Annotated in this window: 20 protein-coding genes; 12 read left to right on the plus strand and 8 right to left on the minus strand. The window is 73.4% G+C overall.

Going from position 1 to position 22263, the window contains the following annotated elements:
• Positions 1–24: 24 nt before the first annotated feature.
• The 4 genes from GKE82_RS06150 to GKE82_RS06165 are packed head-to-tail and all read left to right on the plus strand — an operon-like array spanning position 25 to position 4069.
• Positions 25–954, plus strand: coding sequence for a YihY/virulence factor BrkB family protein (locus tag GKE82_RS06150; RefSeq protein WP_154732706.1), 930 nt, complete (start codon positions 25–27; stop codon positions 952–954).
• Between the two features lie 10 nt (positions 955–964).
• Positions 965–2947, plus strand: a complete 1983-nt coding sequence (locus tag GKE82_RS06155) for a protein meaA (RefSeq protein WP_107570669.1) — start codon at positions 965–967, stop codon at positions 2945–2947.
• A 7-nt stretch (positions 2948–2954) separates the two neighbouring features.
• Positions 2955–3917, plus strand: coding sequence for a GTP-binding protein (locus GKE82_RS06160; RefSeq protein ID WP_309233456.1), 963 nt, complete (start codon positions 2955–2957; stop codon positions 3915–3917).
• A complete protein-coding gene (locus GKE82_RS06165) occupies positions 3917–4069 on the plus strand; it encodes a hypothetical protein (RefSeq protein ID WP_154732707.1) in 153 nt (50 codons plus the stop codon). The genes GKE82_RS06160 and GKE82_RS06165 overlap by 1 nt, the downstream gene beginning before the upstream one ends.
• Here the strand turns inward: GKE82_RS06165 and GKE82_RS06170 are convergent.
• The 3 genes from GKE82_RS06170 to GKE82_RS06175 all read right to left on the minus strand — a co-directional run bounded on the left by GKE82_RS06170 (position 4056) and on the right by GKE82_RS06175 (position 5415).
• A complete protein-coding gene (locus tag GKE82_RS06170; protein WP_154732708.1) occupies positions 4056–4727 on the minus strand; it encodes a zinc ribbon domain-containing protein in 672 nt (223 codons plus the stop codon). The two genes, GKE82_RS06165 and GKE82_RS06170, sit on opposite strands and share 14 nt — an antisense overlap.
• Positions 4728–4772: 45 nt before the next feature.
• Positions 4773–4898: a hypothetical protein gene (locus GKE82_RS29795; RefSeq protein WP_255450669.1), complete on the minus strand. Its 126-nt coding sequence runs from the start codon at positions 4896–4898 to the stop codon at positions 4773–4775.
• A gap of 85 nt (positions 4899–4983) precedes the next feature.
• On the minus strand, positions 4984–5415 hold the full coding sequence (locus tag GKE82_RS06175; RefSeq protein WP_107570671.1) for a hypothetical protein: 432 nt from the start codon (positions 5413–5415) through the stop codon (positions 4984–4986).
• Positions 5416–5439: 24 nt separating this feature from the next.
• Here GKE82_RS06175 and moaA point away from each other — a divergent pair, with 24 nt between their 5' ends.
• Together moaA and GKE82_RS06185 are read left to right on the plus strand one after the other, a co-directional pair.
• Complete coding sequence (gene moaA, locus GKE82_RS06180; RefSeq protein WP_107570672.1) at positions 5440–6441, plus strand: GTP 3',8-cyclase MoaA; 1002 nt, start codon at positions 5440–5442, stop codon at positions 6439–6441.
• Positions 6442–6484: 43 nt separating this feature from the next.
• Positions 6485–8296, plus strand: coding sequence for a redoxin domain-containing protein (locus GKE82_RS06185; protein WP_154732709.1), 1812 nt, complete (start codon positions 6485–6487; stop codon positions 8294–8296).
• A 24-nt stretch (positions 8297–8320) separates the two neighbouring features.
• Here the strand turns inward: GKE82_RS06185 and GKE82_RS06190 are convergent, their stop codons facing one another.
• Positions 8321–8920, minus strand: a complete 600-nt coding sequence (locus GKE82_RS06190; protein WP_154732710.1) for a molybdenum cofactor guanylyltransferase — start codon at positions 8918–8920, stop codon at positions 8321–8323.
• Positions 8921–8983: 63 nt separating this feature from the next.
• Here GKE82_RS06190 and GKE82_RS06195 point away from each other — a divergent pair, with 63 nt between their 5' ends.
• Positions 8984–9556, plus strand: a complete 573-nt coding sequence (locus GKE82_RS06195; protein ID WP_154732711.1) for a hypothetical protein — start codon at positions 8984–8986, stop codon at positions 9554–9556.
• A gap of 21 nt (positions 9557–9577) precedes the next feature.
• Here the strand turns inward: GKE82_RS06195 and GKE82_RS06200 are convergent, their stop codons facing one another.
• From GKE82_RS06200 to GKE82_RS06210, 3 genes are all read right to left on the minus strand, one after another.
• Positions 9578–14227 carry an NAD-glutamate dehydrogenase domain-containing protein gene (locus GKE82_RS06200; protein ID WP_154732712.1) on the minus strand — a complete coding sequence of 1550 codons (4650 nt, stop codon included), beginning with the start codon at positions 14225–14227 and terminating at the stop codon, positions 9578–9580.
• Between the two features lie 43 nt (positions 14228–14270).
• Positions 14271–16073, minus strand: a complete 1803-nt coding sequence (locus GKE82_RS06205) for a phosphoenolpyruvate carboxykinase (GTP) (protein WP_107570677.1) — start codon at positions 16071–16073, stop codon at positions 14271–14273.
• A gap of 106 nt (positions 16074–16179) precedes the next feature.
• Positions 16180–16689, minus strand: coding sequence for a MaoC family dehydratase (locus tag GKE82_RS06210; protein ID WP_107570678.1), 510 nt, complete (start codon positions 16687–16689; stop codon positions 16180–16182).
• Between the two features lie 137 nt (positions 16690–16826).
• Here GKE82_RS06210 and GKE82_RS06215 point away from each other — a divergent pair, with 137 nt between their 5' ends.
• The 5 genes from GKE82_RS06215 to GKE82_RS06235 all read left to right on the plus strand — a co-directional run bounded on the left by GKE82_RS06215 (position 16827) and on the right by GKE82_RS06235 (position 21225).
• Positions 16827–17828 carry a CoA ester lyase gene (locus tag GKE82_RS06215; protein WP_309233458.1) on the plus strand — a complete coding sequence of 334 codons (1002 nt, stop codon included), beginning with the start codon at positions 16827–16829 and terminating at the stop codon, positions 17826–17828.
• 100 nt (positions 17829–17928) lie between these two features.
• Positions 17929–19146, plus strand: a complete 1218-nt coding sequence (locus tag GKE82_RS06220) for an ATP-grasp domain-containing protein (RefSeq protein ID WP_107570680.1) — start codon at positions 17929–17931, stop codon at positions 19144–19146.
• Entirely contained in the window at positions 19143–20069 is a 927-nt protein-coding gene (locus GKE82_RS06225) for a CoA-binding protein (RefSeq protein WP_107570681.1), read from the plus strand. Before GKE82_RS06220 ends, GKE82_RS06225 begins: the two co-directional genes overlap by 4 nt.
• A complete protein-coding gene (locus GKE82_RS06230; RefSeq protein ID WP_154732713.1) occupies positions 20066–20314 on the plus strand; it encodes a ferredoxin family protein in 249 nt (82 codons plus the stop codon). Before GKE82_RS06225 ends, GKE82_RS06230 begins: the two co-directional genes overlap by 4 nt.
• A 74-nt stretch (positions 20315–20388) precedes the next feature.
• Entirely contained in the window at positions 20389–21225 is an 837-nt protein-coding gene (locus tag GKE82_RS06235; protein ID WP_154732714.1) for an Fpg/Nei family DNA glycosylase, read from the plus strand.
• A 3-nt stretch (positions 21226–21228) separates the two neighbouring features.
• Here GKE82_RS06235 and GKE82_RS06240 read toward each other — a convergent pair whose 3' ends face one another.
• Positions 21229–22245, minus strand: a complete 1017-nt coding sequence (locus GKE82_RS06240; protein ID WP_154732715.1) for an Abi-alpha family protein — start codon at positions 22243–22245, stop codon at positions 21229–21231.
• Between the last annotated feature and the right edge of the window lie 18 nt (positions 22246–22263).

Consider the following 22263-nt stretch of genomic DNA (forward strand, 5'->3'; position numbering starts at 1 on the left):
CCCCAGGCTAGTCGATCCGATCTCGTGGACAATGCCCGCATCGACCTCGCTCGGCGCCCCCATCCCCTGCGCGCCCTCGGGCGTGCGATCGCGCGGTTCTGGCGCAAGGCCTACGACGACGGCGTCACGGGTCTCGCGGCGATGGTCGCGTACAACCTGCTGCTGTCGATCTTCCCGCTGGCGCTGATCGCGCTGTTCGTCGCCGGGCAGGTCCTGAGCTCCGAGGACCTCGAGCGGTCGGTGCTCGCCGACCTCCAGCGGCTCTTCCCCAGCGCGGCCGACAGCACGCTGCGCAGCGCGCTGAACAGCATCGAGCAGCGCACGACGACGACCGGGATCGTCGCGCTCGTCGCCTCGGTGTGGATCGGCTCGTCGTTCTGGGGTGCGCTCGACACGGCGTTCGGCCGCATCTACGGGACCGACTCGCGGCCGTGGGTCCGCCAGAAGCTGTTCTCCGTCTCGATGCTCGTCGTCGTGTTCCTGTTCTTCGTCGCGTCGCTGGCGATCCCGTTCGCGCAGTCGACGTTGCGCAAGGGCGCCTCGGGCCTGCCGTTCGGGCTCGACGACGTGCACGAGATCGTCTTCGGGATCACGCTCGCCGCCGGACTCGTGCTGCTCTTCGCCACCCTCTGCCTCGTGTACTGGCGGGTGCCGCGGGGGGCGATGCCGTGGCGGCGCGTCTGGCCGGGCGCGCTCGGCGCGACGCTGGCGATCGGCGTGGTCGACTACGCGTTCCCGCTGTACCTGACGAACGTGTCGACGATCGCCGAGGTCGGCCCCTCGGTCGTGTTCGCGCTGATCGCGCTGGTGTGGTTCTACGCCCTGGCGATCATCCTGCTGGCCGGGGCGGTGGTGAACGCGCTGCGCCGCACGCCCGAGGAGGTGCGGGCCGACGCCACCCGGGCCGCGGCGTCGGGCCCCGCCGCACGGGTGGAATCCGTCGTCCATCCCTAGAATCCTGCGCATGAGCGACCATCGGCTGCCGGAGCGGGACCGCCCCTGGATGATGCGGACCTACGCGGGACACTCGACCGCGGAGAAGTCCAACGAGCTGTACCGCTCGAACCTCGCGAAGGGCCAGACCGGCCTGAGCGTGGCGTTCGACCTGCCCACGCAGACCGGCTACGACCCCGACCACGAGCTCGCCCGCGGCGAGGTCGGCAAGGTCGGCGTGCCGGTCGCGCACCGCGGCCACATGACGACGCTGATGTCCGGCATCCCGCTGGACAAGATGAACACGTCGATGACGATCAACGCGACCGCCGCGTGGCTGCTCGGCCTGTACATCGTCGCCGCCGAGGAGCAGGGCGTCGCGCAGGAGCAGCTCCAGGGCACGACGCAGAACGACATCATCAAGGAGTTCCTCGCGCGCGGGACCTACGCGTTCCCGCCCGGCCCGTCGATGCGGCTGATCGCGGACATGGTCGCCTACACGGTGACCGAGGTCCCGAAGTGGAACCCGATCAACATCTGCAGCTACCACCTGCAGGAGGCGGGCGCCACGCCCGTGCAGGAGATCGCGTACGCGATGAGCAACGCGATCGCCGTGCTCGACGCGGTGCGCGAGCGCGTCGACGAGTCGCTCATGCCGAAGGTCTTCAGCCGCATCTCGTTCTTCGTGAACGCGGGCGTGCGGTTCGTCGAGGAGCACGCGAAGCTCCGCGCGATGGGCATCCTCTGGGAGGAGCTCGGGCGCGAGCGCTACGGCGTCACCGACGAGAAGCAGCTGCGCTTCCGCTACGGCGTGCAGGTCAACTCGCTGGGCCTGACCGAGTCGCAGCCGGAGAACAACGTGCAGCGGATCGTGCTCGAGGCGCTCGCGGTCACGATGGGCCGCAACGCGCGCGCCCGCGCGCTCCAGCTCCCCGCGTGGAACGAGGCGCTCGGCCTCCCGCGCCCGTGGGACCAGCAGTGGGCGCTGCGGATCCAGCAGGTCCTCGCGTTCGAGACCGACCTGCTCGAGTACCCCGACATCTTCGAGGGCTCGGTCGTCATGGACGGCCTCGTGAACGAGATGCTCGAGGGCGCGCGCGCCGAGATGGCCGTCGTCGCCGAGCACGGCGGTGCCGTGAAGGCCGTCGACTACATGAAGGCCGCGCTCGTCGACAGCCACCGCGAGCGGATCAAGCGGATCGAGTCCGGCGATCAGACCGTCGTCGGCATCAACAAGTACACCGAGAGCGAGAAGTCGCCGCTCGTGGACGAGGAGGGCGGCATCATGGTCGTCGACCTCGCCGTCGAGGCGCAGCAGCGCGACGCGGTCGTCGCGTGGCGGGCCGAGCGCGACCAGGCCGCGGTCGACGCCGCGCTGGCCGAGCTCACGCGCGTGGCCGGCACCGACGAGAACATCATGCCCGCGACGATCGAGGCCGCCCGCGTCGGCGCGACGACCGGCGAGTGGTCGGCGGCGCTGCGCGACGCGTTCGGCGAGTACCGCGGCCCGACCGGCGTCGGCGAGGCCGCCGCCGGCAGCGACGACCCCGACATCGAGGAGCTGCGCGAGGAGGTCGACCGCGTCAGCGAGGCGCTCGGCCGCCGCATGAAGATCCTCGTCGGCAAGCCCGGTCTGGACGGGCACTCCAACGGCTCCGAGCAGATCGCGGTCCGTGCGCGCGACGCCGGCATGGATGTCGTCTACGAGGGCATCCGGCTGACCCCGGCGCAGATCGCGTCGAGCGCGCTGCAGGAGGGCGTCCACGTGATCGGCCTGTCGATCCTGTCCGGCTCGCACCGCGAGCTGATCCCGGACGTCATCCGGGCGCTGCGCGACGCGGGCGTCGACGCCCCGGTCGTCGTCGGCGGGATCATCCCGGAGGCGGACGAGCAGCCCCTGAAGGACGCGGGGGTCTCGGCCGTCTACACGCCGAAGGACTTCGACATGCGCAAGATCATGCGCGACATCGTCGCGCTGGTCGCCGACCACAACGGCATCGGGACGGCGGCGTAGCCCCCACGTGCCCCTGGACGGCGCGGAGCTCGGATCGCGGCTGCGGCACGGCGACCTGTCGGCCGCGCCCGCGGTCCTGAACCTGGTCGAGAACCGCACGCCGGCGGCGCGCGAGGAGATCGCGCGCCTGCTGCGCGAGGTGTCGCCCGCGCAGCTCGGCCGGGAGGCGCCCGGGCACGTCGTCGGCATCACCGGCCCGCCCGGCGCGGGCAAGTCGACGCTGCTGAGCGAGCTGGTGCGCGAGTGGCGCTCGCGCGACCGCTCGGTCGCGGTGCTCGCGGTCGACCCGTCGTCACGGCGCTCGGGCGGCTCGCTGCTCGGGGACCGCGCGCGGATCACGTTCGACCCGACCGACCCGCGGACGTTCATCCGCTCGACCGCCGCCGGGGAGCGCCTCGGCGGCCTCGCCCCCGCGACGCGCGCGGCCGCGCACGCGCTGGCCGCCGCGTTCGACGTCGTCGTCATCGAGACGGTCGGGGTCGGGCAGTCGGAGACCGAGGTCTCCGAGGTCGCCGACACGATCGCGGTGATCGTGCAGCCGGGCTCCGGCGACGCCCTGCAGTTCCTCAAGAGCGGGATCATGGAGATCCCCGACGTGCTCGTGGTGACGAAGGCGGACCTCGGGTCGATCGCGCTGCGCGCCCGTCGGGACCTGAGCGCGGCGCTGCGCTCGGCGGGCTCGCGCGACACCGCGGTGGTCGCGGTCTCCTCGATCGCCCCGGTCGTCGGGATCGACACGCTCGTGGACGCCCTCGACGAGCACCGCGGGCGACTGGACGTGCCGTCCCGGCGGCTCGCGGCCCGGCGCGCGAGCGCCCTGGCGGACTTCACGGTCGAGCACGGCGAGCGCGGCGTCCGCGCGCTCGGCGGGCGGCGGCCGGCGCAGCGCTTCCTCGACGACCAGGACCCGGGCGCCGACGTGCCCGCGCTGGTCGCCGCCCTCGAATCCCGTGCGGAGACCCCACGCTGATGAAGCTCGACCTGCTCCTCCTGATCGCCGCGTTCGTCGTCGGGACGGTCGTCGCCGAGCTCGCCGGGGCCGTGAACCTCGGGACCGCGCTCGCGTTCGGTCAGCTGACGTTCGCGGCCGTGCTCGTCTGGGTGCTCGTCAAGCGGCCGTGACGTCGTCCGGCCGGACGTCCGGCTCGGGCGCCATCCGGTGGCCGCAGTGCGGGCACACGCGCGCGGAGAGCCGCACGCTGCGGGCGCACGCCGGGCAGTCCTTCGTACCGTAGCGCTCGGCCTGCTCGGCGGCCCGCTCGAGCTCGGCGAGCGTGGCGGCGGCGCGCTCGAGCGCGGCGTGGGCCGCCTCCCGCGCGGTCGGGGCCGCCGGTGCAGCGGCGCGGGGCGGCTCGGGCGCCGCGGCCTCGGGCACGACGGCCGCCTCGGGCGGCTCGGGCGGCTCGGGCGGCTCGGGTGCCTCGGGCGCCGCTCCGGCGCCGACGGGGCCGGTCGCCTCCCTGTCGTCGGGCGCCGCGGCCGCGACCGGCCCGGCGACGTCCTGCAGCGGCCACGGCAGCTCCGCCGACGGCGTCTGCCCGCCCGCGGCGCCGCGACGGCGTCCCGCGGGCCGGCGCAGGCCGCGCGGCAGCGCGCGGAAGGTCCGCTCGACGTCCTCGATGCGGGTCGTCGTCGGCCGCTCGCGTGGCGGGAGGCCGTGCTCGGCCCGGACCCGGTCCTCGGCCCGCCGGTCGACCCAGCGGACCCCGGCCAGGAGCAGCGACGCCCCCGCGACGAGCAGGGGCGTGAGCACCGCGAGGACGTAGAGCACGCCGGTCATCGAGCCCTGGAGGCTAGGCCTCCTGGCGGACGGCGCGCGCCGGTCTCAGAGGACGCCCGTGCCGCCGAGCGCGAGCAGCGCCATCACGGCGACGACGAAGGCGAGCAGGACGCCGTCGAAGCTGCGACGGCCGACGGTGGAGGTGTGCTGGGCGATCTCGTGGGAGGACATGCTCCCCACGTCGGCCGTCCAGCGCGCGCTCCTCAGTTCCGGTCCCCGACGTCGAACGGACGTCCAGGTGCGCGCCCGGTCGTGGTTAGGGCGCGGCGGGCTGGGGCGGCTGCGGCTGCGCCTTCGCGAGCGAGGAGATCCGCCACTCGCCCCCCTCGAGCGTCAGCTCGAGCGTGTCCTGCGAGTCGGGCTGCCCCTCGGCGCTGGAGCGGACCTGCACCAGCGCCTTGGACTTGTTGACCGTCACCTCGCCGACCTCGACCCGCGGGTTCTTCACCTCCTGGAGCCCGCGCTTGAACGCCAGCTCGCAGGGCAGGCCGACCGCCTCGACGCTGCGCAGCAGCTCCTTCGCGACGAGGTCGTCGCAGATCCGCTGGTAGTCCTTCTTCGCGCTCGCCTCCCCGTAGCTGCGCACCGTGTCGCGCACGAGGTCGGTGTCGGACTCCCCGCCGCAGCCGGCGGCGAACGCGCTGAGGGCCGCGAGCAGCGCGGCGAGACGCCTGGTCCGAACGGTCATCGCGCCGCAGAGTACAGTCCCTGCATGGGTCGAGAGGCACTCGTCGACGGGCACGGTCGTCGCATCGGGGACGTGCGCGTGTCGGTCACCGACCGCTGCAACTTCCGCTGCCAGTACTGCATGCCCGCGGAGGGCCTCCCGTGGCTCGAGCGCTCCGACGTCCTGAGCTTCGAGGAGCTGACGCGCATCGTGCGCCTCCTCGCGGAGATGGGCGTCGGCGGCGTGCGCCTCACCGGCGGCGAGCCGCTCGTGCGCCGCGACCTGCCGCGGCTCGCCGCCATGGTCGCCGCGCTGCCGGGGGTCGAGGACCTCGCGATCACCACGAACGGCTTCCTGCTCGAGCGCGACGCCCGGGCGCTCGTCGACGCCGGGGTGCGCCGCTTCAACGTGTCGATCGACTCGCTGCAGCGCGACCGCTTCTACGAGCTGACGCGCCGTGACGCGCTCCCCCGCGTCCTCGCGGGACTCGAGGCGCTCGCGGCGATCCCGCAGGCGCACCCGATCAAGGTGAACGCCGTCGCGCTGCGCGACTTCACCGAGCAGGAGGCGCTCCCGTTCGCCGCGTTCGCGCGCGAGCACCCGTTCGAGGTCCGCTTCATCGAGGTCATGCCCCTGGACGCGGACCGCCGCTGGACGCCGGAGCAGGTCCTGACCGGCCAGGAGCTCCACGACCTGATCCACGCGGTCCACCCGCTCGAGCCGCTCGAGCGCGCGCCGTCGTCCACCGCGCGGGTCTACCGCTTCGCCGACGGCCGGGGCGCCGGGACGATCGGCTTCATCAACCCGGTCAGCGAGCCGTTCTGCGACGACTGCAACCGGCTGCGGCTCACCGCCGACGGCAAGCTGCGCACCTGCCTGTTCTCGGTCAACGAGACCGACCTGCGCACGCCGCTGCGCGACGGGACCGACGACGACGGGCTCGTGCAGATCATCCGCGACGCGGTCTGGCGCAAGGAGCTCAAGCACCGCGTCAACGACCCGGGCTTCGTGCAGCCGCCGCGCTCCATGAGCGCCATCGGCGGCTGAGCGTTCATCCAAACGTCACCGGCGAGCGAACATCCTGGTCGGGATGCTCCTCCTGACGCTCTTCGCCGTCCTCGCCGGTGCCGGCACCGCGGTCAGCCCGTGCGTGCTGCCGGTCCTCCCCGCGCTGCTGTCCGCGGGCGCCACCGGCGGCCGCCGCCGCCCGCTGGGGATCGTCTGCGGGCTGACCGTCACCTTCACGGTGACGATCGTCGGCCTCGCCCAGGTGGTCGACGGCGTCGGGCTCGGCGACGGGCTGCTGCGGACGCTGGCGATCGTCGCGCTGCTCGGCTTCGGGCTCGTCGTGCTCGTCCCGGCGCTCGGCGACCGGGTCGAGGCGCCGCTCTCGCGGCTGGCGCGGTTCGGCCCGACCGGGCGCGAGGGCGACGGCCTGCGGTCCGGCCTGCTGATCGGCGGCGCGCTGGGCTTCGTGTACGCGCCGTGTGCCGGCCCGATCCTCGCCGCCGTGATCGCGGTCGGCGCCGCCACGGGCGAGACCGTCGTCATCGGCCTCGCCTACGCGGCCGGGTCGGCGGCCGTCCTGCTGCTGCTCGCGCTCGGCGGGCGGCGCGTCGTGGACCGCGTGCGCCGGGCCGGCCGCGGTCCCGCCGTCCAGCGGGCGGTCGGTGCGGTGATGGTGCTCACCGCGGTCGCGATGCTCGCCGACCTCGACGTGCGCTTCCAGACCTCGATCGCCGACCACCTGCCCGCCGCGGTCGTCAACCCCACGCGCGCGCTCGAGCGCTCCGGGGCGGTCGCCGACCGGCTCGAGGACCTGCAGGGCGCGCCGCGGTTCGACTCGCAGGCGGCCGCGCGCGAGGCCGCGCCCGCGGTCGCCGCCGCGACCACCGGACCGACCGGTCCCGCCCCGGACCCCGACACCGCCGCGCTCCCGGGCGTGCGCACGCCGCCGCTGCCCGTGCTCGGGCCCGCACCGGAGTTCCGGGACACGCAGCGCTGGTTCAACACCCCGGACGGTCGCGCGCTCTCGCTGCGGCAGCTGCGCCGCGAGCGCAAGGTCGTGCTCATCGACTTCTGGACCTACACCTGCATCAACTGCATCCGGACCCTCCCCCATCTGCGGGCGTGGGACGCGAAGTACCGCCGGCTCGGCCTCGAGATCGTCGGGGTGCACACGCCCGAGTTCGCGTTCGAGAAGGACGCCGGGAACGTCGCGGACGCCATCCGCCGCAGCCGCCTGCGCTACCCCGTCGTGCAGGACAACGACTTCGGCACCTGGAACGCCTGGGGCAACCAGTTCTGGCCGGCCAAGTACCTCATCGACGCCGACGGCCAGGTCCGCTACACGCACTTCGGGGAGGGCGAGTACCGGGAGACCGAGGCCGCCATCCGCGCCCTGCTCGCCGAGGCCGGCGACCGCGACCTCGGCGCCGGGGTCCGCACCACCGGCGGCGACGCGCCCTCGCAGCGCACCACGCCCGAGACGTACCTCGGCTCGCAGCGCGCGCAGGGGTGGGCGCAGCCGCCGACCGACGGCACGCGCGCCTACCGCTACCGCGGCGCGCTGCCGCAGAGCGGCTTCGCGCTCGACGGTCGCTGGCGGGTGGACGGCGAGCGCGCCGCCGCGGTCGCCGACGGCGTCCTGCGCGCGCGGGTCGTCGCCCGGGACGTCTACCTCGTCCTCAGCCCGCCGCGCACGCGTGCGGGCCTCGTGACCGTCGAGCTCGACGGCCGCCCGATCCGCGCCCGCGACGCGGGCGACGACGTCCGCGGCGGCCGCGTCCGCGTGCCGTCGCAGCGCCTGTACCACCTCGTGCACCTCGACCGTCCGGGCGAGCACGAGCTGACCCTGCGGTTCCGCGACGGGACCGCCGGCTACGCGTTCACGTTCGGTTGAGGCGGGGACGGGGGCTGCGGCCCGTCAGATCGGGAAGCCGTCGCGACGGTCGAGCATCGCGGTCGCCTGCAGCAGGTCGTCCGGCGTGTTCACGTTGAAGTACGGCGTCGCGTCGGTCTCCGCGAGCTCCCGCACCCGCAGCCCCTGCACCGCGTCCGTGAGCCGGACCGTCGGGTCGAACCCGGCGAGCCGGCCGAGCGCGCCCGGCGCGTACAGGGCGCACAGCGGCTGCAGCCGCCCGGCGACCCGCGGGACGACGGCGTCCGCGTCCCCCCGGTCCACGGCGAGGATCCGCCGGACCGTGGCGCGGTCCAGCAGCGCGAGGTCCCCGGCGGCGACGAACACCGGGCGCCCGCCGGCCAGGCGCAGCGACTGCACGATCCCCGCCAGCGGATGGCGCGGCACCGGCGGCTCCATCCAGACCGCGACGCGCGGGTCCAGGCCGGGCAGCTCGACGTCGCGCTTGGCCACGACCGCGACGTCCGGCAGGACCGCCAGCAGCGCGGCGAGCGGATGGTTCAGCAGCGCCCGCCCCCGGACGAGCACGATCGCCTTCCCGCCGCCCATGCGGCGACCCAGCCCACCGGCGAGCACCACGCCCATCGGCGCGCGCGCATCGCTCATCGCTGGCCCCCTGCCCCGGACACGTGGCCGAGCCTACCGCGGTCCGCGCCGTAGACTGGCGGCATGGAGGGTTCCTTCGACAGTCGGCCGTGGCTGCGCTGCTACCGGTGCTGGTCCACCGACCTCGAGGTCCAGGTGCACTACGACGGCGTGCACAAGATCGACCTGGAGACCGGTGAGCACGCCGAGCCGATCGAGCAGATCCAGGAGGCCGTCGTGCAGTGCGTCGACTGCATGCACGACCAGCCGCACCTCCTGTTCGTCGGGGACCGCGTCGAGCCGATCGAGGACCGCTGGGAGCGGATGGTCGCCGGGACCCCGTGGGTGGCGTCCTGCACCGTGTCGGTGAACACCGACGAGGTCGAGACCTGCACCGGGCCGGAGGCCGCGGACGCCCTCTCCTACGCCGCCTTCGGCGACCACGGCACCCGCGAGTTCTTCACGCACGTGCGGTTCCACAAGCACGAGGACGACAACCGCACGATCGTCGTGCACCTGCTCGTCGAGCTCTACGCCCGCTCGCAGGACGAGGCCACCGACGTGCTCGAGGAGGCCGCCCGCGGCCCGATCGCGATCACCTCGCTGGCCGAGGAGTCGCGCCCGCCCGCCGCCTCCGGCGGCGCCGACCCGCACTGAGCGGCCGCCGCCGCACGCGGCTCAGCGGCCGACGACGGTCCGCAGGCGCCGCGCGACGAGCCCGAGGCCGGCGACGTCCGCGCCCTCCCCGGCGACCATCCGGGCGAGCGTCGTGAACCGCTCGACCTGGACCGCGCGCGTGGCGAGCGCCGCACCGACCGCGGCGGCCGGCTCGAGCTCGGGATGCTCCGACAGCGCGACGCCCGCGAGCTCGACCGCGAGGTCGTGCAGCTCGTCGGTGACCGACAGCGCCGCCCAGCGCTGCGCGCGCCCGGACGGCGGCAGCTGCGCGACCGCCGTGTGCAGCGCGCTGAGCCACAGGGCGTCCTGCACCGCCACGAGCCCGGCGGCCGCCGCGGGCACGTCCCGGCCCGTGCGCTGCGCCAGCCCGACGAGCGCCGGAGCGTGCACGAGCTCCGGCAGCAACGCGAGCGCGGTCGCGAGGTCCTGCGGCACCCCGCGCTCCGCGAGCGCGGTGGCCCGGCGCTCGTGCGCGGCGGCCCGGTCGCCACCGAGGATCCCGGCGACGTCCGCGCGGACGAGCTCCGCGGCCTGCGCGGTGGCGGCCGCGAGCGGGCCGATCTCCGCACCGGGAGCGTGGCGCAGCACCCAGCGGCTGCTGATCCGGACGGCCTCGTCGACGAGCGTCATCGCCGACCACTGGTCGGCGGGCGAGAGGTCGTGCAGGCGCTCGACCCGCTCCCACAGGGCGACCGCGCCGAGCCCGTCGCGGGCGATGCGCTGCGCGCGCACGACGTCGGCTGCCGGGACGCCGAGCTCGGTGACGCGCCGCGCGACGAACGTCGGGCCGTGAGCGTCGATGACGTCGTTGGCCACGCGCGTCGCCACGATCTCGCGCCGCAGCGGGTGCGCGTCGACGCGGTCGCCGACCCGGTCGAGCACGCGGGGCGGGAACGCGCCCCGCAGGTCCTCGCGCAGTGCGGGGTCGTCGAGCAGCCCGTCGGCCAGCAGCGTGTCCGCGAGCTGCTGCTTGGCCAGCGCCAGCAGCACGGCGATCTCCGGACGCAGCAGCCCCTGTCCGGCGGACCGCCGTTCGGCGAGCTCCTCGCTGGACGGCAGCCGCTCGAGCGCCCGGTCGAGCATCCCCCCGCGCTCGAGGTCGAGCATCAGGTCCTCGTAGGCCAGCAGCTCCTCGGCGGAGCGCCGCTCCTCCTGGGTGATGATCTGCGCCTGCAGGAACGAGTTCTGCAGCACGTGCGCGGTGACGTCGTCGGTGACGTCGGCCAGCAGCGCGTCGCGCTCGGGTCGGGTCATCCCGTCCTGGGGGTCCTGCTCCAGGAGCCCCAGCAGGATCTTCAGGTTCACCTCGTGGTCGGAGCAGTCGACCCCGGCGGAGTTGTCGATGAAGTCCGCGTTGACGAGGATCCCGGACCGCGCGGCCTCCACGCGCGCCCGCTGCGTGAAGCCGAGGTTGCCGCCCTCGCCCACGACGCGCACGCGCAGGTCGCGGGCGTCGACGCGGATCGCGTCGGAGGAGCGGTCCTGCGCGTCGGCGTCGGACTCGGTGGACGCCTTGACCACCGTGCCGATGCCGCCGTTGAACAGGAGGTCGACCGGCGCGCGCAGGACGGCACGGATCAGGTCGGCGGGCGCGAGCTCGACGTCGTCGATGGCCAGCGCGCGCCGGATCTCGTCGCTGAGCGGGATCCGCTTCGCGGTCCGGGGGAAGACCCCGCCGCCCGGGCTGATCAGCTCCCGGTCGTAGTCGTCCCAGGTCGAGCCGGGCAGGTCGAACAGCCGCCGGCGCTCCGCCCACGCGGCCGCCGGGTCACCCGGGTCGGGGTCGAGGAAGACGTGGCGGTGGTCGTAGGCGGCGACCAGCCGCAGGCTGCGCGAGAGCAGCATGCCGTTGCCGAAGACGTCGCCGCTCATGTCGCCGATCCCCACGACGGTCACGGGGTCCCGCTCGGGGTCGACGCCGAGCTGGCGGAAGTGCCGCTTGACCGACTCCCAGGCGCCGCGGGCGGTGATGCCCAGCGCCTTGTGGTCGTAGCCCGCCGAGCCGCCGCTGGCGAACGCGTCGTCGAGCCAGAACCCGCGGTCCTGCGCGATGCCGTTCGCCACGTCGGAGAACGTGGCGGTCCCCTTGTCGGCGGCGACGACGAGGTACGGATCGTCGTCGTCGTAGCGGCGCACGTGCGCGGGCGGGACCACCCGGTCGCCGTCACGGTCGTCGGTGAGGTCCAGCAGCGCGTTGATGTACGTCTCGTACCCGCGGCGGACCGCCTCGCGCAGCGACGCCGGGTCCGCGGGCGGCCGGCGCAGGTAGAAGCCGCCCTTGGCGCCGGTCGGCACGATCACCGCGTTCTTGACCATCTGCGCGCGCATCAGGCCCCAGACCTCGGTGCGGTAGTCCTGCCGGTCGGACCAGCGCAGGCCACCACGGGCGATCCGGCCGCCACGGATGTGGATGCCCTCCACCTCGTCGCCGCAGACGAAGATCTCCACGAGCGGCGGCGGGCTCGGCAGCGCGGGCACGTCGGCGCTGCGGAGCTTGAACGCGAGCGCCCCGTGACCGGGCACGTACGCGTTCGTGCGCAGCGTGGCGTCGATCACCCCGAGCTGGTTGCGCAGGATCCGGTCGTGGTCGAGGGAGACGACCGCGTCGAGGCGCTCGTCGATCTCCGCGCGCAGCGCCCGCTCCGCCTCGGGGTCCGGCTCCCGCGACGGGTCGAAGCGCAGCTCGAACAGCTCGACGAGCCGCTGCGTGAGCTGCGCGTTCTGCGCGATGACCTCGTTCTGGTACGCCTCGGTGAAGCGCGATCCGATCCGCTGGCGATAGCGCCGGTACGCGCGCAGCGCCTCGAGCCGGTCGTGCGACAGGTCGGTGAGCACGACCAGCCGGTGCAGGTCGTCGCTCTCCGCCTCGCCGCGCAGGACCGCGCGCACGCACGCGGCCACCCGCTCGCCGCAGCGCTCGAGCTCCAGCGGCCGGTCATCGGGGCCGAGGACGCCGAAGTCCTGCAGCCAGGCCTCCTCGTCGTGCACCAGACGCGTGGGGCGCTCCTCCACGACCCGCAGGCCGAGGTGCTCGAGCACCGGCATCACCGCCGACAGCTCCGCCTTGTCCCCCCGCCGGACGACCGTGAGCCGCGTGAGGGTCGGATCGTTGCCGATCCCGGCCTCGGTGCGCAGGTGGACGGCGAGGTCGGCGCTGCGCCGCCGCAGGTCCTCGAGCGCGTCGACGTCCGCGACCGCCGCCTGCGGCTCCGTGCGCGCCTTGTAGGAGGACGGCAGCCGCCCGGCCCAGCGGGCGTGCAGCAGCCGGCCGCGCTCGTCGCCGTAGGCCGTCACGAGCACGTCGCGCAGCCGGTCGTCCCAGGTCCGCGACAGCGCCGCCACGCCGCGCTCGAGCTCGGCGAGGTCGAGCTCCGGCAGACCGCCGGCCGCGTACGCGCCGACGTGCAGGCGCACGTGGTCGCCCTCCCCCAGCACCTCGTCGACCGCGACCTCGTCGGCGCGCAGGACGCCCCGCACGAGCTCGCGGACGTCGTCGCGCACGCCCGCGTCGTAGGAGGCGCGCGGCACCACCGCCAGCAGCGCCGCGTGCCGCCGGTCCGTCTCGCGCCGTCCGAGAACCCGCACCGCGCTCGGGGCAAGCCCGAGCAGCTCGACCACGAGCCCGCGCAGCGCCTCGGTGGAGGAGCCGAACAGCAGGTCCTTGGGGAACGACTCGTACAGCGCGACGGCGGCCTTCCAGTCGTGCGACCCCTCCGCGAGGTCCTCGGCGGCGAGGATCCGGCGCAGCTTGTGGCGCAGCAGCGGCACCCGACCCGCCGGCTCGGCGTCCGCGCGGCTCGTGAAGAGGCCGACGAACACGCCCGCGTCGCGCACGTGCAGCTCGTCGAGCCGCACCCGACGGTGGACCGGGGAGCGGTCCGCCCCCTTGCGCACGGTCACCGCCCCGTTGCCGTCGGCCGGGACCGCGTCGAGCGCGACACGGCGGGGCGCGTCCTCGGCGAGCAGGCCCAGCGGCGCCGTCTCGGTCCCCCGGTGCCCGATCAGCACGAAGTGCTCGTCCGCCACCCAGCGCAGGAACTCGGCGGCCTCCGCGTCGTCGGGATCGCCTCCCGCCTGCAGCTCGTCGGCCGCCGTGAGCAGGCTGTCGCACATCGCCGGGAAGTCGGACACGGCGCGTGCCACCGCCGCGAGCACGTCGCCCACGCCGTCCTCGAGCCGGGCGAGCTCCTCCGGCGTCAGGCGCCGGTCCATCGCGACGTGGATGACCGACTCGGCGTGCAGGTCCTCCCCGGGCGCGCCGACCGCGACGATGCGGCCCTCGGCGTCGCGCCGGACCCCGAGGATCGGGTGCGACGTCGACCGCACCGGCACGCCCTGCGCCTCGATCTCGGCGACCACCGAGTCGACGAGGAACGGCAGGTCGTCGGTGTTCGTCTCCAGGACGCTGCCGGTCGCCTCGTAGCCGTCCTGCGAGACCGACGGCGTGTGCGCCCGCACCGCGCTCGGGGCGGTGCCGCGCCCGCCGGCGAGCAGGAACGCGCCCCGGACCTCGGCGGCGACCGCCGCCGCGTCCTGCGGCTCGGTGGCCCGACGGCGCAGGTAGCGCTCCGCGAAGGCGCGGAGCGCGTCGGCGTCGATCCCGTGCTGCGACGCCTCTGACCCGAGCGCCGCGGTGACCGTCTCCTCCATGCCGGCGAGACTACTCCCGCCGGCCGTGGAGGTGGACGGGCGGCTAGCCCAGGCGGGCCTTCAGCGCGTCGAGCTGCGCCGTCATCTCGGCGGGCAGGCGGTCCCCGAACTTCGCGAGGAACTCCTCGACCTGCGGCAGCTCGCTCTTGACGAGCTCGTTGTCGACGGCCAGCAGCGCGGCGACGTCCTCCTCGGTGACCCCGTCGAGGCCCTCGATGTTCAGGGCGCCCGGGGCGGGCACGAGGCCCAGCGGCGTCTCGACCGCCTCGGCGGCGTCGTCGCAGCGGTTGAAGACCCACTCGAGCACGCGGGAGTTCTCGCCGAAGCCCGGCCAGAGGAACTTGCCGTTCTCGTCCTTGCGGAACCAGTTGACGTAGAAGATCTTCGGGAGCTTGGCGCCCTCGGTCTTCCCGATCGTCAGCCAGTGCTGGATGTAGTCGCCGACGTTGTAGCCGGCGAACGGCAGCTGCGCGAACGGGTCGAAGCGCAGCTGGCCGACCGCACCGAACGCGGCCGCGGTCATCTCCGAGCTCATCGTGGCGCCGAGGAACGTGCCGTGCTCCCAGTCGAACGCCTCGCGCACGAGCGGCACGACGCTCGCGCGACGGCCGCCGAACAGGAACGCGTCGATCGGGACGCCGGCCGCGTCCTCCCACTCCGGGGCCATGACGGGGCACTGCGCGGCGCTGACCGTGAAGCGCGCGTTGGGGTGCGCGGCGGGCGTCTCGGACTCCGGCGTCCAGTCGTTGCCGTGCCAGTCGATCAGGTGCGCGGGCTTCTCCTTCGTGAGGCCCTCCCACCAGACGTCGCCGTCGTCGGTCAGCGCGCAGTTGCTGAAGATCGTGTTGCCCTCGATCGTCGCGATCGCCGACGGGTTGGTGTCCGCACCGGTGCCCGGCGCGACCCCGAAGAAGCCCGCCTCGGGGTTGATCGCGTAGAGGCGACCGTCGTCGCCGAACTTCATCCAGGCGATGTCGTCGCCGACCGTCTCGACCTTCCAGCCCGGGAGCGTCGGCACGAGCATCGCGAGGTTCGTCTTGCCGCACGCGCTCGGGAAGGCGCCGGTGACGAACTTCGACTTCCCCTCGGGGTTCGTGAGCTTGAGGATGAGCATGTGCTCGGCCATCCAGCCCTCGTCGCGCGCCATGATCGAGGCGATCCGCAGCGCGAAGCACTTCTTGCCCAGGAGCGCGTTGCCGCCGTAGCCGGAGCCGTAGGACCAGATCTCGCGGGTCGCGGGGTAGTGGACGATGTACTTCGTCTCGGCGTTCGTCGGCCAGACGACGTCCTCCTCGCCCTCCTGCAGCGGCGCGCCGATCGAGTGCACGCACGGCACGAACTCGCCGTCGGCGCCGAGCGCGTCGAGGGCCTTCTGGCCCATCCGGGTCATGATCCGCATCGACACGACGACGTACGCCGAGTCGGTGAGCTGCACGCCGACGTGCGACTTGTCGGAGCCGACCGGGCCCATGCTGAAGGGCACCACGTACATGGTGCGGCCCTTCATCGCGCCCTCGAAGATCTCGTCCATCTGGGCGCGCATCTCCGCGGGATCGCGCCAGTTGTTCGTCGGGCCCGCGTCCTCCTCGTTCTCCGCACAGATGAACGTGCGGTCCTCGACGCGCGCGACGTCGGACGGATCGGTCCACGCGAGGTAGCTGTTCGGCCGCTTGGCGTCGGAGAGGCGACGGAACGTGCCGGCGTCGACGAGCTGCTGCGCGAGCCGGTCGTACTCCTCGGCGGAGCCGTCGCACCAGACGATCTCGGCGGGCTGGGTCAGCTCGGCGATCTGGTCCACCCAGGCGAGCAGCTTCTCGTTCTTGGTCGGCACGGTGGTCTCGCTCACGGGTACTCCTCGGTGGGTGACGGCGGCAACGAACGGATGGCCGGGCGGGCGGGACAGCACCCCCGGCGAATCCGGGGAGCGTACCGCCCGCCGCAGCCGGACGACTTCAGGTCCCGGGGTTCTTCTTCGGGACGAGGACGAGGCGCTTGAACTCGGCGACGAGGACGCCGTCCTGGTTCAGCACGCGCGTGTGGACCTTGACCACGCCGCGGTCGGGCTTGCTCTTGGAGGGCTTGGCCTCGAGGACCTCGGTCTCGCAGAAGAGCGTGTCGCCGTGGAAGACCGGGTTGGGGTGGCTGAGCTCCTCGGTCGCCAGGTTGGCGATCGCCTTGCCGGAGATGTCCGACACGCTCATGCCCAGGGCGAGCGAGTAGACGAGCGGGCCGACGACGACGTTCTTCCCCTGCTGGCTCTTCGACGCGTACACGTCGTTGATGTGCAGCGGGTGGTGGTTCATCGTGATCAGGCAGAAGAGGTGGTCGTCCGCCTCGGTGACCGTCTTCGCGGGCCAGTGCTTGTAGATCGCGCCGACCTCGAACTCCTCGAAGTAGCGGCCGTAGGCGTGGGCCCCGGAGGCCTCGCGCTCACGCTGGTCGGTGGTGAAGTTCTCGCTCATAGGACGAGCCATGGTGCCGGATCGGCGCCTGACACGGCGTCCTGGGCGCCGGTGCGGATACCGTTGCGGGCCTATGCGCTCCCCCCCGTGACTTCCTCAAGCCGCTGTGCGTCGGCGCCCCGGACCCCATCACCGAGGTGCCGTTCCCGCCGTCGCGGATGATCCACTTCTTCGACGCGTCGAACGAGAAGATGCGCGCGAAGCTGCCCGACATCGCCGCGAAGGCCGACATCGTCCTGGGCAACCTCGAGGACGCCGTCCCGGTCGACCGCAAGGTCGCCGCGCGCGAGGGCCTGGTCACCGTCGGCAAGGAGATCGACCTCGGCGGCACGCAGCTGTGGACGCGCATCAACGCGCTCGACAGCCCGTGGTGCATCGACGACCTCACGACCCTCGTCGGCGAGATCGGCGACAAGCTCGACGTCATCATGGTCCCGAAGGTCGAGGGCCCGTGGGACATCCACTACATCGACCGGCTGCTCGCGCAGCTCGAGGCAAAGGCCGGCGTGAAGAAGCCGATCCTCGTGCACGCGATCCTCGAGACCGCCCAGGGCGTCGCGCACGTCGACGAGATCGCCGCCGCGTCCCCGCGCATGCAGGGCATGAGCTTCGGCCCGGCCGACCTGGCCGCGTCGCGTCGCATGAAGACCACGCGCGTCGGCGGCGGCCACCCCGGCTACCTGTCGATGTCCGACCCGACCCTCGACGCGGACGGCCAGATCGACGCGTCCGTCGCGCGCGTGACCGCGCAGCAGGACCCGTGGCACTACTCGATCGCCCGCATGGTCGACGCGTGCACGACCAACGGCTGCCTGCCGTTCTACGGCCCGTTCGGCGACATCAAGGACGTCGCCGCCTGCGAGGCGCAGTTCCGTGCCGCGTTCCTGCTCGGCTGCGTCGGCGCCTGGTCGCTGCACCCCGTGCAGATCGACATCGCCAAGAAGGTCTTCTCCCCGCCGGTCGACGAGGTCCTGTTCGCCAAGAAGGTCCTCGAGGCGATCCCGGACGGCAAGGGCGTCCACATGATCGACGGCAAGATGCAGGACGACGCGACCTGGAAGCAGTGCAAGGTCATGGTCGACCTCGCGACGATGCTGTCCGAGAAGGACCCGGAGCTCAAGGCGGCCTACGGCTTCTAGCCCCCGCCCCGCGGCGGCGGGGACCTGACAGCGTGTCGATGCGGTCGCGCACTAGGGTTCCCCCGCCGTCGTTTCCCCCACCTCTCTCTCCAGGAGCGCGATGAGGTTCTACGAGTACGAGGCGCGCGAGATCGTCAAGCGCGCCGGCATCCCCGTCACCGACTACGGATTCACGACCGACGCCGACGAGGCCGCGACCATCGCGGAGCGCATCGCCGGCCCGACGGTCATCAAGTCCCAGGTCCTGACCGGAGGCCGCATGAAGGCCGGCGGCGTGAAGTTCGCCGACACCCCGGACGAGGCGCGCGCACACGCCGCCGACATCCTGAAGCTGGAGATCAACGGGCTGCAGCCGCGCGGCGTGCTCGTCGACCCGAAGGCCGACGTCAAGCAGGAGTACTACATGGGCGTCGTCTGGGACGGCGCCGCGAAGAAGCCGCTGATGCTGTTCAGCGACATGGGCGGCATCGACATCGAGCAGGTCGCCGAGGAGCACCCCGACCACGTCGGTCGCGGGCACTTCTCCACGCTCGAGCCGTTCAGCGACTTCATGGCCAAGCAGGTCATCGCCGACGCGGGCGTCACCGGCAAGGCGCTGCAGCGCTGCACGCCGATCCTCGCCCGGCTCGCCCAGCTGTTCCTCGACAACGACATGCTGCTCGCGGAGATCAACCCGCTGGCCGAGCTGCACGACGGCACGTTCGTCGCGCTCGACGCGCACATGGAGATGGAGAACGAGGGCATGGGCCGCCAGAAGGCGCTCATCAAGGCGCTCGGCATCGGCCCCGAGGAGGGCACGCGCGAGACCTACGTCCCGTCCGCCTTCGAGGAGGCCGTCCTCGCCGTCGACGCCGCGGACCACCGTGGCGTCATCCAGGGCAAGGACAACGGCTTCGACGGCAACATCGGCCTGATCATCGGCGCGGGCGGCGGCTCGCTGACCCTCACCGACGCGGTCCGCCAGCAGGGCGGCAAGCCCGCGAACTACTCGGAGATCGGCGGCAACCCGTCGGTCGCGAAGGCGTGCGGCCTCGCGAAGGCGGTCCTGCAGAAGGACGGCGTCGAGCAGATCGCCGTGATGATGTCGATCGTCTCCAACACCCGCGTCGACATCGTCGCGCGTGGCGTCATCAAGGCGTGCCTGGAGCTCGGCAAGGACCCGGCGGAGACCATCGCGATCTTCCGCATCCCGGGCGCGTGGGAGGACGAGGGCTTCAAGATCCTCGACAAGTACGGCATCGAGTACTGCGACCGGTCCGTGTCCCTGTGGGACGCGGCGGGTCGCGCCGTCGCCAAGATCCAGGGAGCGGGCGCATGAGCATCCTCATCGACGAGAACACCACGTTCATCATCCAGGGCATCACCGGTCGTGAGGCGATCAACCTCACGCGCGAGTGCCTGGACTACGGCTCGAAGATCGTCGGCGGCGTGACCCCCGGCCGCAAGGGCCGCGAGGTCCACGGCGTGCCCGTGTTCGACACGATCGCCCAGCTGATCGAGCACAACGGCGGCCAGGTGCCGGACGGCTCCGTCGTCACGGTCCCGCCCGCGGGCACGAAGGACGCGGTCTTCGAGGCGCTCTACGCGGGCATCAAGACGATCGTCGTCGTCACCGAGCGGATCCCGCGGCGCGACGTCGCCGCGATGGTCGAGCTCGCCGATCGCAACGGCGCCCGGATCATCGGCCCGAACTGCCTCGGCCTGATCGTCCCCGGCGTCGCGAAGATGGGCGGCATCGGCGGTCCCGCCAAGAACGCCGCGCAGGCGTACCAGCCGGGCTCGGTCGGCGTGATGAGCCGCTCCGGCGGCATGACCACCGAGATCTCCTCGACGCTGACCGCGGCGGGCCTCGGCGTGTCGACCGCGGTGTCGATCGGCGGCGACGCGATCATCGGCTCCACCTACGCGGAGCTCATGCCGTACTTCGAGGCGGACGAGCAGACGCAGGCGATCGTCATCTACACCGAGCCGGGCGGCCGCATGGAGGCCCAGCTGTCGGCGTGGGTGAAGGAGAACAACTCCCGCCTGCCGATCATCGCGTTCATGGCCGGCAAGTTCATGGACGACGACGAGATGCAGGGCATGTCCTTCGGGCACGCCGGCACGATCGTCGAGGGCAAGGAGGACAGCGCCACCGAGAAGATCGCGCGCCTCCAGGAGGCCGGCATCCCGGTCGTCGAGCGGATCGACGAGATCCCCGACATGGTCAAGAAGCTGATCGCCGAGAGGAGCGCCGCATGAGCCTGCGCAAGGACGACGTGTTCATCGCCGTCGAGCTGTCCGACGCCGTCGCCGGTGACCCGGCGCTCGGCGCCAAGCTCGACGAGGTCTGCCCCGTCGGGATCTTCAAGGGCACCGACAGCGGCGCGGACATCGTGCAGGAGAACCTGGACGAGTGCGTGCTCTGCGGCCTCTGCTACGACGCGGCCCCAGAGGGCGGCGTCGCCGTGCTGAAGCTGTACGAGGACGGGGCGCCGCTGCGCTAGGCGGCCCGTCGGCCGGTCGTGCCCGCGCTCGCGCGCGGCCCGACCGGCCGGTTTCCCTCCCGGTGGCCTGATCGATGCCCGAGCTCCCCGAGGTCGAGGCGGCCCGCGCGCTGATCGAGGCCCGCGGCCTGCACCGCGAGATCGCCGCCGTCGACGACCGCGACGGCTACGTCTGCCGTCCCCACGCCCCAGGCGAGATCGCCGCGGCGCTCGTCGGGCGCCCGCTGACCGCCGCCCGGCGGATCGGCAAGAGCATGTGGTGCGAGACCGACGGCGGCGAGGGTCCGTCGCTGGGCCTGCACCTCGGGATGGCGGGCCGGATCGTCATCGACGACCACTACGCCGGCGACCCGGAGGGCGACCAGGGCGCCAGCGGCTACGCCGGGCACCCCGACCCGGCGTTCAGCGCGAACCCGCAGTGGGCGCGCTTCACGATCGAGTTCGCCGACGGCGGCACGCTGCTGCTGTTCGACAAGCGGCGCCTCGGCCGCGCGGTGCTGGACCCGTCGCTCGACGCGCTCGGACCCGACGCGCTGGAGGTCGGGCGCGCCGAGTTCGTCGCGCGGGTCGGGCAGGGTGCCGCGCCGCTCAAGGCGCGGATCATGGACCAGGGGGTCATCGCGGGCGTCGGCAACCTCCTGGCCGACGAGACGCTCTGGCAGGCGGGCCTCTCCCCCCTGCGTCCCGCCGGTGACCTCGACGCCGACGAGCTGGCGCACCTGTGGCGCGTGCTGCGCGCCAGCACCCGACGCGCGATCAAGCGCGGCGGCGTCCACACGGGCGACCTGATCGAGCACCGCAGGCGGGGCCGCGTGTGCCCGCGCTGCGGGACGGAGCTCGTGCGCGCCACCGTGGGCGGTCGCACCACCTGGTGGTGCCCGCAGGACCAGCCGGGCCCCGCGGCGCGCTGAGCGTCAGCGCCGGGTGCGCCCGGCGCCGGTCCCGCCACCGTTGTTGCCGGTCGAGCCGTTGCGCGCCGTCGCGTCGACGTCGGCGCCGGGCCGGTCGGCCCCGTCACCCTCGCCGCGCTGCAGCAGCGCCACCGGCTCGATCGGGGACGCCACCGGCAGGCACGTGGCGCAGAAGTCCTCGCCGAACGGGGTGAGCGCGATGCTGCGCCGGACGACCTTCGCGACGCGACCGGCCGTCTTGGCGGCCTCCAGCGCCTCGGGCTGCGCCTCGAGCACCTGGTACTTGTGCAGCTCCTTGACCGGCTCGCGGGAGAACCAGAGCAGGCCCAGGCGGAAGAGGTTGTTCAGGTACACCGGGACGCGCTCGACGTACCGCACGCCCGCGCGGGCGCCGATCATCGTGATGCCGGGCGCGATGAGCTCCGAGCCGACGTTCAGCGGCCGGGCGGTGCGGACGTCGATCGCGGCCTGCGGGCCCTCGAGCGCCATCAGCCGCAGGATCCGTGCCTCGTCGGGGACGAGCTCGTCGAGGATCCGCTCGTATGCGGGATGCGTGTGGTCCTCGTGCAGGACGTCGGCGGAGGCGACGAGCAGCGCGCTGCCGCGGTCGCGCAGGCTGGCGAGACGCAGCTCGGACGGGTCGGGTGCGGGCGCCCGGCTCGGATGCCGGGCCGCACGCTCCTCGCGCGCGTGCGCGACGCCCGCGGGCGTCACCCAGTCCGACACGCCGCGGACGCGCTCCTCCAGGTCGGTGACGCCGAGCAGCGTCCGGGCCTGCGAGCGGGCGCCCTCGCGCACCTCGTGCAGCAGCTCGGCGGCGGACTCGCCCGACGCGGCGGCGCGCAGCAGCCGGGCGGACGAGCGCACCCCGGTCTCGACCGACCACTGCGCGGTGCGCAGCCAGGCTCCCGCGGCGAGCCGGGCGAGGCCGGGCACGGCCTTCAGCGGGCTGCCGGAGCCGCCGCGCCCGTCGGGTTCGCCGGCGAGGAGCTCGTCGAAGTCGTCGTCCTGCGTGCTCATGCTCCCAGCCTAGCCGCC

The organism is Conexibacter sp. W3-3-2, from assembly GCF_009707605.1.
GTDB classification, from domain to species: Bacteria; Actinomycetota; Thermoleophilia; order Solirubrobacterales; family Solirubrobacteraceae; genus Paraconexibacter; species Paraconexibacter algicola.